10 protein-coding genes are annotated in these 15,007 nt (G+C 38.1%); 7 read left to right on the plus strand and 3 right to left on the minus strand.

Going from position 1 to position 15,007, the window contains the following annotated elements; translation table 11 throughout:
- The first annotated feature begins 303 nt into the window (after positions 1 to 303).
- Together lysA and ACJVDH_RS08910 are read left to right on the plus strand one after the other, a co-directional pair.
- Positions 304 to 1,467 (plus strand): diaminopimelate decarboxylase, encoded by a 1,164-nt coding sequence (gene lysA, locus ACJVDH_RS08905; protein WP_443947214.1) that lies wholly within the window; start codon positions 304 to 306, stop codon positions 1,465 to 1,467.
- Between the two features lie 201 nt (positions 1,468 to 1,668).
- Complete coding sequence (locus ACJVDH_RS08910; protein ID WP_443947215.1) at positions 1,669 to 3,276, plus strand: GAF domain-containing sensor histidine kinase; 1,608 nt, start codon at positions 1,669 to 1,671, stop codon at positions 3,274 to 3,276.
- A gap of 60 nt (positions 3,277 to 3,336) precedes the next feature.
- Here the strand turns inward: ACJVDH_RS08910 and mnmA are convergent, their stop codons facing one another.
- The gene (gene mnmA / locus ACJVDH_RS08915; RefSeq protein ID WP_443947216.1) at positions 3,337 to 4,428 is read right to left on the minus strand and encodes a tRNA 2-thiouridine(34) synthase MnmA; all 1,092 of its coding nucleotides are present in this window, start codon (positions 4,426 to 4,428) and stop codon (positions 3,337 to 3,339) included.
- A 197-nt stretch (positions 4,429 to 4,625) separates the two neighbouring features.
- Between mnmA and ACJVDH_RS08920 the strand changes: the two genes are divergently transcribed.
- Complete coding sequence (locus ACJVDH_RS08920) at positions 4,626 to 6,911, plus strand: GH92 family glycosyl hydrolase (RefSeq protein ID WP_443947217.1); 2,286 nt, start codon at positions 4,626 to 4,628, stop codon at positions 6,909 to 6,911.
- Positions 6,912 to 7,087: 176 nt separating this feature from the next.
- Complete coding sequence (locus ACJVDH_RS08925; RefSeq protein ID WP_443947218.1) at positions 7,088 to 7,942, plus strand: NAD(P)-dependent oxidoreductase; 855 nt, start codon at positions 7,088 to 7,090, stop codon at positions 7,940 to 7,942.
- A 314-nt stretch (positions 7,943 to 8,256) separates the two neighbouring features.
- Here the strand turns inward: ACJVDH_RS08925 and ACJVDH_RS08930 are convergent, their stop codons facing one another.
- A complete protein-coding gene (locus ACJVDH_RS08930) occupies positions 8,257 to 9,297 on the minus strand; it encodes an aldo/keto reductase (RefSeq protein WP_443947219.1) in 1,041 nt (346 codons plus the stop codon).
- Positions 9,298 to 9,430: 133 nt separating this feature from the next.
- Entirely contained in the window at positions 9,431 to 10,801 is a 1,371-nt protein-coding gene (locus tag ACJVDH_RS08935) for an amidohydrolase family protein (protein ID WP_443947220.1), read from the minus strand.
- A 94-nt stretch (positions 10,802 to 10,895) separates the two neighbouring features.
- Between ACJVDH_RS08935 and ACJVDH_RS08940 the strand changes: the two genes are divergently transcribed.
- The 3 genes from ACJVDH_RS08940 to ACJVDH_RS08950 all read left to right on the plus strand — a co-directional run bounded on the left by ACJVDH_RS08940 (position 10,896) and on the right by ACJVDH_RS08950 (position 15,000).
- A complete protein-coding gene (locus tag ACJVDH_RS08940) occupies positions 10,896 to 11,747 on the plus strand; it encodes an AraC family transcriptional regulator (protein ID WP_443947221.1) in 852 nt (283 codons plus the stop codon).
- 224 nt (positions 11,748 to 11,971) lie between these two features.
- Positions 11,972 to 13,915 (plus strand): glycoside hydrolase family 97 protein, encoded by a 1,944-nt coding sequence (locus tag ACJVDH_RS08945; protein ID WP_443947222.1) that lies wholly within the window; start codon positions 11,972 to 11,974, stop codon positions 13,913 to 13,915.
- 8 nt (positions 13,916 to 13,923) lie between these two features.
- Complete coding sequence (locus ACJVDH_RS08950; RefSeq protein ID WP_443947223.1) at positions 13,924 to 15,000, plus strand: glycoside hydrolase family 76 protein; 1,077 nt, start codon at positions 13,924 to 13,926, stop codon at positions 14,998 to 15,000.
- Positions 15,001 to 15,007: the final 7 nt, after the last annotated feature.

Here is a 15,007-nt window from a genome sequence, read left to right on the forward strand (position 1 = left end):
TAAAATAAAAATGATGCCGATAAAAATATGTGTAAACAGAAAATTTATCGGCAACATTTCGTTTCTGTATTTTCTGTAGGAATTTAGAAGTCCGGCAGAAATAATCAAAACAACAAATAGGGCTGCAGCTATAGCCATTTTTTTAAGGATATGAAAAAGATAATGATCAGCAATAAAAGTATGGTAAACCTAATTTTGCCATTGTATTGTTTCTGAGAAATTCGTCCATTTTTCCAGTCCAGATAGTTGCCCAGATAGATCAGTCCGAAAAATAGAATTAATATTATAAAAAGGAATTTGAACATGTTCGCCGATAAAGATATATCAAAGTTCGCCAACTTTGAAACACCATTTTACTATTACGATACAGAGTTGTTGCAAAAAACGCTAAATACTTGCGCTGATGCTGCTAAACCGTATCAATTTCATATCCATTATGCTTTAAAAGCAAATTTTAACCAGGTTTTGTTGCAACAAATTAACAAGATTGGTTTCGGTGCAGATTGTGTAAGTGCAGGAGAAGTTAGAAAAGCCATAGAAGTTGGGTTCGATTCTTCTAAAATTGTATTTGCCGGCGTAGGAAAATCAGATAAAGAAATTAACGAAGCACTTGACCTGAATATTTTTTGTTTCAATGTAGAATCTATTCAGGAACTGGAAGTACTGAATGAGCTTGCATCAAATAAAGGTAAAATGGCTCAAGTGGCTATTCGTATTAATCCAAATGTTGATGCGCATACACACCACAATATTACCACCGGATTGGATGAAAATAAATTTGGCATCAATTCGTGGGATTTGCAAGCGTGTGTCGATACTCTTAAAGCTTCCTCAAATCTTACCTTTTTAGGTATTCATTTTCACATCGGATCACAGATTACCAATCTTGATGTTTATAAAAATCTTTGCGTACGTGTAAATGAATTTTCCACATGGTTTGAAGAGAAAGGGCTTCCTGTTAAAGTATTGAACGTTGGCGGTGGACTTGGAATCGACTATTACAATCCCGATCAACAAATCCCGGATTTTGATTCTTATTTTAAAATTTTTAAAGATTTCTTAGAAATTAAACCCAATCAAGAAGTTCATTTTGAATTAGGACGTGCTTTAGTAGGCCAGTCTGCTGCTTTAATTTCTAAAGTTTTATACATTAAAAACGGTAAAAAGAAAAATTTTGTGGTTTTGGATGCAGGAATGACAGAATTGATGCGCCCGGCCCTATATCAGGCTTATCACAAAATTGAAAATATTAGCAGAAATACGGCTTCGGCAGATCAATTGGTGAAATACGATATTGTTGGTCCAATTTGCGAAAGTACAGACTGTTTTGGTAAAGAGTTAGAGCAACCAGAATCTTTCCGTGGCGATTTATTTGCCATTCGCAGTGCCGGAGCTTATGGCGAAGTAATGGCTTCCAAATACAACTTGCGTGATGCGATTCGCTCGGTATACAGCAATGAAATATAAACACTTTCAAAAGCATCATCAGAACCCCTTGATACCGCAGTAACAAGGGGTTTTGCTTTTTATTTTAGCCAAGTTTTAACCAAGTAAAAATCATTAAAAGTGGCACTCTGTTTAGTTTGTGCATTTTTTCATTCAGTTTTAATATTTATTTGTGATATTCCGAATTATATATACATTAGCCCACAGATCATTACCTGACAAATGGAGAGTGCATATTCTTTCAATATAATTCCTGAAAATGACGCAGAACGAGTGGCGGCATTAAAACGTTACAAGATACTTTATACTGAAAACGAAAAAGCCTTTGATGGGATTGTAGATTTAGCGGTTACGATGTTCGAGTGCCCCATCGCGCACATATCTTTTGTAGATGAAGAGTTTGAATTTGTAAAGGCAAGTTCTGGTATTCCAAAAGATCTGAATAAAGTAGAACGAAATCAAAGTTTGTGTGCCTTAACAATCTGGGAATCTGAAATGACCATTTTTGAAGATGCATCTTTAGATGAGCGTTTGCTCAAACATCCATATGTTCATGGTCCATTTGGCATTCGTTTTTATGCTGCTGCACCATTGGTATCTACCGATGGTTACATTGTGGGCACAGTTTGTTTGATTGATACCAAACCAAGAAGTTTCAGTTATTCTGATTGCGAAAAACTAACTGCCCTGGCAAAAGTAGCAATGGATCAGGTAGAACTCAGGTTAGCCAATATTTTAGAGCACAATAAAAAGATAGAAGCAAACCAGCATCTTGCCGAAAATGAAGGGCGGTTGCAGAATATTCTGGACACCATGGCAGAAGGTGTGCTGATTGTTGACCGCAATTTGAACTTAGCTTATGCCAATGAAATGGCAATGGGCATTTTTCAGCTCGATGACGTAATTGGGCGCAACATTATACAAAGTGAAACCTGGAAAAACTTCCATATTGATGGTACGCCAATTTCTGATTGGGACCATCCGATATCACTCATGATTTTGAAAAATCAGGCCATTTATGATCAGGAAATTGCAATTGAACGCGAGAATGGCGAACGCTTTTATATTTCACTAAATGCCGCACCATTGTTAAACAGCGAGGGTATTTCTGAAGGTGGTGTGATTACATTAATGGATGTAACCCACAGGCGATTGTTGTTGCAACAAAAAGATGAATTTATCAGCGTAGCCAGTCATGAACTGAAAACACCTTTAACCAGTCTGAAAGCAGCAATGCAATTATTGGAACGTGCAAGAACTGCTCAAAGCCAGGAACGAATGGGGATTTTAATTGAGCAGGCGGGTAAAAGTTTAACCAAACTGACCAATCTTGTAAATGATCTTTTAGATGTAAACCGGATTTCTCAAGGTCAGCTGCGTTTAAAGAAAAGCAAGTTCCGTATTGCGGATATGGTGAATGATTGTTGCGAAAGTTTAATGCTTGGCGGAAACCACAAAATTAATGTAAGGGGCGATTTAGATTTAGAAATCTACGCAGATGAACAGAAGATTAACCAGGTTGTTGTCAATATTGTCAACAACGCGATTAAGTATGCTGTAAATACACTTGAAATAAATATTGAAGTGCTAAAAGAAGGCGACAATGCTAAAATCTTAGTCGTTGATTTTGGGCCAGGTATCGAAAAAGAAAAGCTTCCACATATTTTTGAACGGTATTTCCGTTCAGATTATTCTGGAGTTCAGTTTTCTGGTTTAGGGTTAGGCCTGTACATCAGTGCACAAATTGTAAAACAACATGGCGGAGAAATTGGTGTAGAAAGTGAAGCGGGGAAAGGCAGCACCTTCTGGTTTACTTTGCCTGTACATTAAAACAGGTCGTTTAGCATCTTACAATGGCAAACAACCTGCACCTGTACAAAAAGAAATCATTTACATTAAGAAACCGCCTCCTAAAAGGTCATTTCCTTCATAGAAAACAGCCGATTGGCCTGGTGCAATTGCAGAAACTGCGTGATCAAATACAACGCGCATATTTTGTTTTTCCTGAACAATTGTACTGAGCATACCTGCATCTTTATACCTGATTTTTGTAATCACATCATTCATTGGTTCTTCAATGTTGGCATATTTTACCAAATTTACATTTCTCACCATTGCTTCACGGCGTTCAAGCTCGTCCGCACGGCCCAAAACCACTGTATTACTTTCTGGCAAAATTTGTGTAACAAACATTGGCTCGCCAAAAGCCACACCTAAACCTTTACGCTGGCCAATTGTGTAAAACGGATAACCTTTATGCTGGCCAACTACCATACCATTACTGAGTATAAAGTTACCACCAGCCACTTTCTGCTCTAAATCTTCAACTTTGTGTTTTAAAAACGCACGGTAATCATTATCCGGGACAAAACAAATTTCATAACTTTCAGATTTTTTTGCCAGTTCTTCCTGTCCCATGTCTAATGCCATTTGTCTGATTTCAGATTTGGCAAAACTGCCTAATGGAAATTTCGTGCGCGAAAGATTTTCCTGAGAAACGCCCCAAAGCACATAAGATTGGTCTTTGTTTTCGTCTTTTCCTTTAGAAATTACATATCTACCGCTGTCCTGTAAACGGATATTGGCGTAATGGCCGGTTGCAATAAATTCGCAATCCAGTTTATTGGCACGCTTTAAAAGTGCTTCCCATTTGATGTGTGTATTGCATAAAACGCAAGGGTTTGGTGTTCTTCCTGCCAAGTATTCGTCCACAAAATTATCGATTACATAATCGCCAAATTCATCGCGGATATCTAAAATATAATGTGGGAAGCCATAATTTACAGCCAAAGTCCGGGCATCGTTAATGCTATCTAAAGAACAACATCCGGTTTCCTTACTGCTGCCACCAGAGCTTGCATAATCCCATGTTTTCATGGTTAAACCAATCACTTCATAACCTTGTTCATGTAACATTACTGCTGCTACAGAACTATCAACCCCGCCACTCATGGCTACCAGAATCCTACCGTGTTTACTCATTTTTAAAATCTGAGCACAAAAATAAGCTTTATTTCAATTAGTTTCACCTGAGCAAGTCAGTTGCTTGTAAAAAGCATTGTGTCTTTGCCTTTTGTATCTTTTTAATTGCTGAAACGATTTAGTGATGAATCTTATTGACATTTAACTTTAATTTGATACCTTAGGATTTTGAAAAAACAAGCTAAATTTAAACACAAATGATTAAAAAAATTATTCTGACTTGTATTCTCTTGTCTGGTTTTGTAGCCAATGCACAGCAGAATCTGGTGCAGTATGTTAAGCCAATCATCGGTACATCAAAAATGGGGCATACCTATCCGGGTGCTACCGTACCTTTTGGTTCTGTTCAACTGAGTCCGGAAACCGATACTTTATCGTACGAAGTAAATGGAAAATATAATGGCGATGTATACAAATATTGCGCAGGTTATAAATATGAAGATAAGACCATAATAGGTTTTAGTCATACTCATTTTAGCGGAACCGGACATTCTGATCTTGGCGATTTTTTAATTATGCCAACGCAAGGGCAATTGCAATTAAATCCCGGCACATCCGATAATCCAAAATCTGGTTATCGTTCTGCATTTAAACATGAAAATGAAGTTGTTGAAGCAGGTTATTACAAAGTAAAACTTGATGACGATAACATCACCGCCGAGATGACTGCTACAACGCGCGTTGGACTGCATCAATACACTTTCCCGAAATCAGATCAATCACATATTATTCTGGATCTGATGGCCGGAATATACAATTATGAAGATAAAACCGTGTGGACTTACGTTCGCGTAGTTAACGACACTTTGGTTACCGGTTATCGCCAAACCAACGGCTGGGGAAGAACGCGCACTGTATATTTTGCGATGAGTTTCTCTAAGCCATTTAAAAGTTACGGACGTAAGAGCTATGATGCTAAACAAGCTTACCGAGGGTTCTGGGGCAAATTTAATCAGGATAAAAACTTCCCTGAAATTGCTGGTAAAAAGTTGAAAATGTATTTTGATTTTGATACTCAGGAAGGTGAAAAAGTTAAAATCAAATTTGCATTGTCCCCGGTAAGTCAGGAAAATGCTTTGTTAAACATGCGTTCAGAAATATCTGGATGGGATTTTAATAAAGTAAAAGCACAAGCGCAAGACAACTGGAATAAAGAACTGAATAAAATTCAGGTAAATACATCTAAAGACAATAAAATAAATTTTTATACCGCTTTATATCATGCATTTATCAATCCAACAATTTACACAGATGTAAATGGAGAATATAAAGGCTTAGATCAAGGTGTGCACAAGGCAGATGGTTTTACGAATTATACCACTTTTTCTTTGTGGGATACTTATCGTGCTTTGCACCCTTTCTTTAACATTATGCAGCCCGGCCGCAGCAATGATATGGTTAAATCGATGCTTGCCCATTATGATCAAAGTAGTTTACATATGCTGCCAATCTGGTCGCACTATGCAAATGACAATTGGTGTATGAGTGGATACCACAGCGTTTCTGTAATTTCTGATGCCATTATTAAAGGCACATATGATGGCGATGCCAATAAAGCTTTGGATGCTTGTATCGCGACAGCAAAACACCGCGATTATGAAGGCATTGGTTATTATATGGATTTAGGTTATATCCCGGCAGAACGCAGTGGCGTTTCGGTTTCCAACACTTTGGAATATGCGTATGACGATTGGGCCATTGCTCAGCTCGCTAAAAAGCTGAACCGCATGGATGTGTATAATGAGTTTATTAAACGTTCAGAAAACTGGAGAAATAATTTCGATCCGAAATCGGGATTCATGCGCCCAAAACTGGCTAACGGGACTTTTAAAGAAAAATTTGATTCTAAAGATACAGAAGGACAGGGTTTTATAGAAGGAAACAGCTGGAATTACAGTTTCTTTGTTCCGCACAATCCTGATGCTTTAATTGAAGTTATGGGCGGCAAGAAAAAATTTGCAGCGCGCTTAGATACCTTATTTAGTATGCATTTGCCCGACGAGTTTTTTGCACATACAGAAGATATCACCCGCGAAGGTATTATTGGCGGCTATGTTCATGGAAATGAACCTGCACATCACGTAGCATATTTGTACAATTGGACAGATGAAAAATGGCGCGGGCAGGCACAAATTCGCCATATTTTAAATATGCAATATAAACCTACAGCCGACGGTTTAGGTGGAAATGATGATTGTGGGCAAATGAGTGCCTGGTATATGTTCTCATCAATGGGATTTTATCCCGTATCACCAGGTTCTGACGTTTACGCATTGGGCAGTCCGGCGGTCAAAAATGCCATTTTAACGTTAGAAAACGGCAAAACCTTTACTATAGAAGTCCTAAACCAAAGCGATAAAAATGTATACGTTTCAAAAGTATTGCTAAATGGTAAACTTTTAACCAGCCCATTTATTAAACATGCAGACATTACAAATGGTGGTAAAATTACTTTTTACATGTCTGCCAAACCTAAGAAATAATCATCCCCTAGATTATATACCTGTGTGAAACGACCCGTTGGCATTTGCCAGCGGGTTTTTTGATTTTTAATCTCATTAAAATGTATTAAAAAATTCTTTCTCATAGCTTTAGAATTGCTTTTTATATTTTAGTCCGTTGGCATAAAAGAAGTGCCTTTTAATCTTAAGAAACTAAAATGGAACAAAAATTAAATATCGGCTGGATTGGGTTGGGCAATATGGGCAATCCGATGGCAGCCAGAATTTTAAATGCAGGACATAATTTAATGGTTTATAACAGAACGGCAGATAAAACTAAAGTTTTGGCAGAAGCAGGCGCCGTTGTTGCCGGTAGTATTTCTGAATTGCTGAGCAAAGCAGATATTATTTTTACGATGCTTTCTGATGATGCAGCTGTTACGGCAGTTTATTCAAATCCGGAACTTACAAGAAATGCAACCGGGAAACTCTTTGTAGATATGAGTACAATTAAACCAGACACAGCAATAACGCTTATGGAAAGGGCAAATGCTGCTGGCGGGCGTTTTGTAAGCGCACCGGTGTCTGGAAGTACAAAACCTGCAGCAGATGGTCAGTTGATTATTTTAGGCAGCGGAACAATAGAAGATTTTGAAGAAGCAAAAGCCATTTTCAATATTTTAGGGAAAAAATCAGTTTTCTTAGGCCCAATTGGTGTGGGTAGCAAAGCGAAATTGGCCATCAATTATTTGGTAGCCTTGATGTATCTGGGACTTGCCGAAACGGTTTTATTTGCTGAACAAAATGGAATTTCTCGTGCAGATATGCTGGATATTATCAATGAAGGCGCATTGGGCGGGCCGCTTACTAAATCTAAAACTTCTTTAATTATTAATGACGAATACCCACCAGCTTTTGCGTTGAAATTGATGGAAAAAGATGTGCGTTTAGCTATAGAAGAAGGCGCAGATTTTCCACTAACAAAATCTATGCACAAAGCGTATTTAGACGGTATGGAAAAAGGTTTCGCAGACGCGGATGTGATGGCGGTTTTGAAATCGATACAAAAATAGATTTTCTTTTCGTGCATTGGTAAAGGGTGTATGTTCGTCACCTCGACTTTCAGTAGAGGTATAAATTGAGCATACAACAAGATTTATTTAACGAATGCTATAGAACAGATTACTTTCCCGAAAAGTCGGTGCAGGCTGTCGTGCCTCCTCGCAATGACGGGAAGGGCAGAAAATTCGCAATGACGAAATAAGATGACCCGTCATTGCGAACAGAAGCGTGGATTTAGTGTGAAGGGTTGAAGCAATCTTTTATTTATTCACATCCGTAACGATTGCTTCTCCGTTTCTTTCCCGCGATACGAAGTTTCCTTATTTTAATAAAATTTCGGTGTTGGATTCAATGTTTTATTCTGCCATTGGTGCCAATAAGGATAAATTGTTGGTACCTCACTCGCTTCATCCAATCTCTTAATCTGTTCTGTAGTTAAATTCCAGCCAACAGCGCCTAAGTTTTGTTTCAACTGCTCTTCATTACGAGCGCCAATAATTAAGCTCGATACTGTTGGACGTTGCAATAACCAATTTAGCGCAACTTGTGCAACCGTTTTTTCTATTTCTTCGGCAATTTCGTGCAATACGTCTACAGTATTGTAAAAGATTTCTTCTTTAACAACCATTTCTGGAACAGGACTTCCGCCTTGTGCAACCCGGCTATCTTTCGGTAAGGGCTTGTTTCTTCCGTATTTTCCGCCTAAACGACCGGCAGACAAGGGCGACCAGACAATTGCACCCACGTTTTGATCTAAACCTAGTGGCATTAATTCCCATTCATATTCGCGATTGGCCAGTGAGTAATAAACCTGATGGGCAACATATTTATTCCATCCATATTTTTCTGACGTAGCCAGTGATTTCATCAAATGCCAACCTGAAAAATTAGAAGCCGCAATGTAACGCACTTTACCAGTTTGTACCAAATCATCAAGCGTACGCAAAGTTTCTTCAACGGGCGTATTTCCGTCAAATCCATGCATATGATAAATATCGATGTAATCCGTTCCTAATCGTTTCAAACTGCCCTCAACTTGTTTTAAGATGTGAAATCTGGACGAACCCTGGTTGTTGGGGCCATCGCCAAAAGTAAAAGTGCTTTTTGTAGAAAGCAGCAATTTATCCCGTTGTTTATCTGCAATGGCTTTACCCAAAACTTCTTCCGCAAGTCCCTGAGAGTAAATATCGGCGGTATCGAAAAAATTGACTCCGGCATCCAGACAAATGTCTACCAATCTTTTCGCTTCTTCTACCTGAGTACTTCCCCAAGCCTGAAAAAATTCATCGCCACCACCGAAAGTCGCTGTGCCGAAGCTTAACACCGGTACCTTTAAGCCCGATGCGCCTAATTGTCTATATTCCATAATTGTATTTTATTATATGATGAAGTTGTTTTTTGTTCTTGTTAATATCGATGATCAGGCAGATCAACGCTATTTTTCACTGTTGATTAATTTTATTGTACTTAAAGCTCCGATAAGAGATTTAAGTTTAATGTTATTGTTTGTTTAACGGGCCTTTACTCACTTCTTTTCCGCTTTTATATACAGCAAAGATTTTTCTGGTGTTTTTAATATCGTCGGTTGGATTTTGATCAACAATAAGTAAATCTGCAATTTTGCCTTTTTCTATTGTACCAAACCGTTTATCAATGTTCAACACTTTTGCTGCATTTTTAGTACCAACCGTTATGGCTTCTAGCGGTGTTAAACCTGCTTGTACAAGTAGTTCCAGTTCCAGATGTTCGCTAAAACCTTGCGCGCGGATTGGCATTGCACCACTATCTGTTCCCATGGCGACTAATATTCCGGCATCAAATAATTTTTTGAGATTAATGAGTGCGGTATCAAATGCTTTAACATTGATGGCGAATTTCGGACTGTTTTTTAAATCCTGCTGAAATTTATCTGAAGTAATCATTTCATATACGCCCGGTTCCAGTGAATTTTTAAAGAACGGATCATTTATCCAGACTGGTTTACTGGCGTAGATATAGGCAAATTCATCCAGTGATAATGTTGGAATGTACGCCACGTTTTTTAGTTTCATCGCCGCAACGAGAGCATCGTCAATCACCTTATCGCGTATACTGTGGCCAAAAAGATCCACCCCATCAGCAACAAGTTGCTGCGCATCTGATAAGTAATATACATGCGCGGCGACTCGTAAATTGCGTTTGTGCGCTTCGTTAATAATGGCTTTATATACATCACGATCCATCTTCTTACGGTCACCGAGGAAATCATCTACCCACATTTTTACGATTTCTGGTTTTACTTTCTGAAGGCTATCGAATTTTGCAGGAACTTCATTTGGATGGGTGGGTCTAAACACACGATCCATGGCAAATTCAACTGGTGGTCCACCATCTTTAACACCGAATCCATATCCCGCACTATGGATTCTAGCGCCAGATAATTCGCCGATTGCCGAAGAATCTCGAAGCCCAGATTCAAATAACATCGGACGGTCTGTACCCATCACCATAACATTGCCTACGCCGTAATCCATGTATTGCTTTAACTGACGTAAAATGTTTTCCCTTGTATAAAATTCGGGTTTAGTTTCGGTGCCTTTAAGCGCGCCGATATGCACATGCGCACTGATTAACGTAGGCAAAACGGTTTTGCCTCCTAGATCAACAATGTTTACGTTATTGCTGTCCAAATTGGTACCAATTGCGGCAATTGTATCGCCCTGAATCAGAATCATTGCATTCTGTACAGGTTCACCACCATTTCCATCAATTAATGTGAGGTGTGTAAGTAGGGTAGCGGATTCAGTTTGTTTTTCTGATGTACTTTTGCAGGCAGAGAGGCATAAGGCAGCTGCAACGGTAAAGGTTAAAATGTAGGCTATTTTTCTCATGGTAATTGTTTTATTTCGGTAACAATCACAAATCTATAGACTATATTGTTTTTATCAGATGTAGATACACGTTAAATACTTGTAGTTTTGAGTTATGAAGAGAACGCAGTTCGATCCGTTGATGATTCACGATTTTGTTGAAAAAACCTTTCATTTGCCTATACATAGCCACACATATTACGAGTTGATTTATATTCATAAAGGCAGTGGAATACATCATTTAAACCACAATCAGATTCCATATCGGTCAGGAGATTTATTTGTCATATCACCTGAAGACCTGCATAATTTCGAAATAAAAAAATGTACGCGTTTTACATTCATCAAGTTTACTGACAGTTATTTTAAAGACCATAAACTGAATAGCCCGGATGCATTTTTGCTTTCTTCTCCAGAAGATATTATGCGCAACAAACTGCTTAAAGAAGTAAAACTAAAGATGGATGAGCCTTGCGTTTCCATTTTGCGAAGTACGATAGAGAATATTGTAGCTTACAATTGCCGGAGAGATATTGCAACTTCTCCGTTAATGTATTATTTAATTCTTTCTGTTTTTGGTTTGATTAAAGAAGCGGTTTCAAAATTTGATCTTCAGGTACCATTTAATCGCCTGGATCGGGAAGATATGATTTCTTATATCCATCAAAATATCTACAATCCGCAGAAAATACAGGTGAAAAATATCGCGACTAGATTTAACATTGCTGAAACGTATTTCAGTCGGTATTTTAAACACAATTTTGAAGTGAGTTACCGCGAGTATATCAATGAATATCGAACCAAACTGATTGAAAAGCGGATTTTATTGGCTACACATACTTTGAAAGAAATTGCTGCTGAGTTCGGTTTTACAGACGAAAGCCATTTGTCTAACTTCTTTAAAACCAGAAGAAAGTTAAGTCCGGTTAACTTCAGGCAATTGGTTACAACAGATCAGATTCTCTAAAAACAGAATTTTATTAAAGAATTTAACAAAATGTACGACTGTACTGTAATAAATTAAATACGATGACAAAAATCGATTTAGGAAACCAGAAATTGACTTTTTAGATTTTGATGTTCATTTTATTTTAATAATATTTGTTCAGTGCTAACCAAAATCCGCATTAAAAATCCCGTGATATTCCGGGCAGATGCTTTTTAGCCACCGGAAATTAAATTATAATAATCATGCCTTGGATTAAAACTATATTCATGTTTGCTCTGCTGATTTTTTCTGCAGGTTTTGTTCAAGCGCAGCAGTTTCAGCTTCAGTCTCCGAATAAAGAAATCACCATAAATCTGGTTATCCGGAAACAGATTCTGTACGCCGTAAAAAAGAATGGCAAAACGCTGATAAGTCCATCTTTAATTGAATTGACCACAGATCAGAAACAATCAGCCGGTTGGAAAGTTAAAAAAACTGCAAAAAGGTTTGTCAATGAGGTTTTGAAACCGGTGGTTTGGGTAAAATCAGAAACGATTGACGATCATTATAATGCTTTAACCATCCAATTCCAGAACGGATTGTCGTTAGAATGGCGCGCATTTGACAACGGCGTAGCCTGGCGTTGGATTAGCGAATTGAAAGGCAATTATCACATCAATTCAGAAACTGCAAATTTTAATTTTAACACTGCAGCAACTTCGCTGTTTCCTCAAGAAGAGGGTTTCTTTTCTCACAATGAACGCCAATATAAAAATTACCCGCTTGCAGAGATTGATTCTGGCAAACTGGCCAGTTTACCCGCGCTTTTTGATGTTGAAGGAACAAAAATCATCCTTACAGAATCGAATTTGTGGAATTATGCCGGAATGTGGATTCGCGGTGGAAATAACCAGATTGAGGCTGTTTTTCCGAATCATCCCCAAAGCAAACAAATTAAAGGAGATAGGGAAGAACATGTGCTAACGCGAGATGCATTTATTGCAGCGCTATCTGGGCGGAAAGATTTTCCGTGGCGGATTTTAATGATTAGCAGCGAAGATCGGGAAATTTTAAACAACCAATTGGTTTATCAGCTTGCAGAACCAGACAATGGAAACTTTGATTGGGTAAAACCCGGAAAAGTGCAATGGGATTGGTGGCATTACAACAATATTTATGGTGTAGATTTTAAAGCAGGTATTAATAACGATACCTACAAATACTATATTGATTTTGCTTCCAAATATGGAATTGAGTACGTTTTGTTAGATGAAGGTTGGTGTAACACGGAAGATCTGATGGATCAAAGTAAAGGTATAGATGTGGAGGAATTGGCAAAATATGCCAGAAGCAAAAATGTAGATTTAATACTCTGGACAAGCTGGCTTGTTTTGGATCGGCAATTAGACAAAGCACTGGATATTTTTCAAAAATGGGGTATCAAAGGAATAAAGGTTGATTTTATGCAGCGCGATGATCAAGACATGGTCAACTACTATGAAAAAGTAGCCCGCGCAGCTGCGAAAAGAAAAATGATGGTCGATTTTCACGGCGCGTATAAACCTACGGGTTGGATTCGTACATATCCGAATGTGGTGACCTCAGAAGGTGTTTTAGGTAATGAAATCAGTAAGTTTGCCAATTTAATTACGCCTGATCATACCACAACAATTCCTTTTATCAGAATGGCGGCAGGGCCGATGGATTTTACACCCGGCGGCATGCTTAATGCACAGAATAATACTTTTGCTGCAGTACCATCAGAACCGATGACATTGGGTACCAGATGCAACCAACTGGCCATGTATGTTGTGTTTGAAAGTCCACTGCAAATGCTTTGCGACATGCCAACGCACTACTACAGAGAGCCAGAAGCAATGGAATTTTTGAAATCGGTTCCAAGCATTTGGAAAAAAACCGTTCCGCTTGATGCAAAAGTTGGCGACTATGTGGCCATTGCACGCCAGGCAAAAAACGAAGATTGGTATATCGGTGCGATGACAGACTGGACAGCAAGAGAATTAGACCTGAAACTGGACTTTCTTCCGGCAGGAAAATATAAAATGTTGATCTGGGAGGATGGTCCAAATGCAGATAAAAATGCAAAAGATTTTAAGCAAAAAACGCTTGAGGTTAATCGCAATACAAAATTGAAAATCAATATGACAACGGGCGGCGGTTATGTAGCCAGACTGATTAAACTCTAAAACCTCATATGAAATTTATAAAAGCATCTCTCTTTAGTCTTACTATCGCGCTGGTTTCTTTCAGCCAAAGTTTTGGACAAACTTCTAAAAAAGAATATCAGGCACGCGTAAACATCATTGATAAGAATATCAATTCATTACTTCGCGATCCGAAAAACGGACTTTATCTGGAACATATCGGTAGACATGAAAATCCTTATTCTTATCTATGGCCACTTTGCGCGCTGATTCAGTCGGCGAATGAAATGGAAGTTTTGCAGAAAGGAAATTATATGAGCCCCGTTCAAAAAGCAATTGAACATTATTATACTAAAGAAGCGCCTGCACCAAGTTACATGTCATACATTAAAAAAAGTTCTCGTTTTTATGATGACAATCAATGGATTGCAATTGCGTACTTAGATGCATTTAAACGCACCAAAAATAAATTTTATTTAGAAAAAGCGAAAGAAATTTATACTTGGCTGTTAACGGGCTATGATGACGTGCTTGGCGGCGGATTGTACTGGCAAGAGGATAAAAAAGAATCAAAAAATACCTGTTCAAATGGGCCAAATATTCTAATTTCGCTGCAATTGTACAAGATCACAAAAGAGAAAAAATATTTAGATACTGGTTTGCTGGTTTACAACTGGACAACCAAAAACTTACGCTCAGAAAATGGAGTATTTTGGGATGCAGTTTCTGTTAAAACCGGTAAAATAGGTTACGGCACTTATACATACAATACCGGGACAATGTTGCAGGCAAATGTTTTGTTGTATCAAATTACAAAGGAACAGAAATACCTTACTGAAGCACAAACAATTGCCTCAGCTGCTGAAAAACATTTTTATAAAGATCAAAAACTTCCGGATCATTACTGGTTTAATGCCGTTTTGCTTCGCGGATATGAAGAACTTTATCGCGTAGAAAAAAATCCGCAACGCATAAAATTTATCGTAGACGATGCAGAACGTGTGTGGAAAGAAGAACGAGATGAGCAAAATCTGCTGGGGCGTGGAAAAGAAAAATCACTATTAATGCAAGCCGGGATTATGGAAATTTATGCCCGGTTGGCCAATTTAAACATGACCAAATTTTAATAACATA

Source organism: Pedobacter terrestris, assembly GCF_052343045.1.
In the GTDB taxonomy this organism is placed as follows: Bacteria; Bacteroidota; Bacteroidia; order Sphingobacteriales; family Sphingobacteriaceae; genus Pedobacter.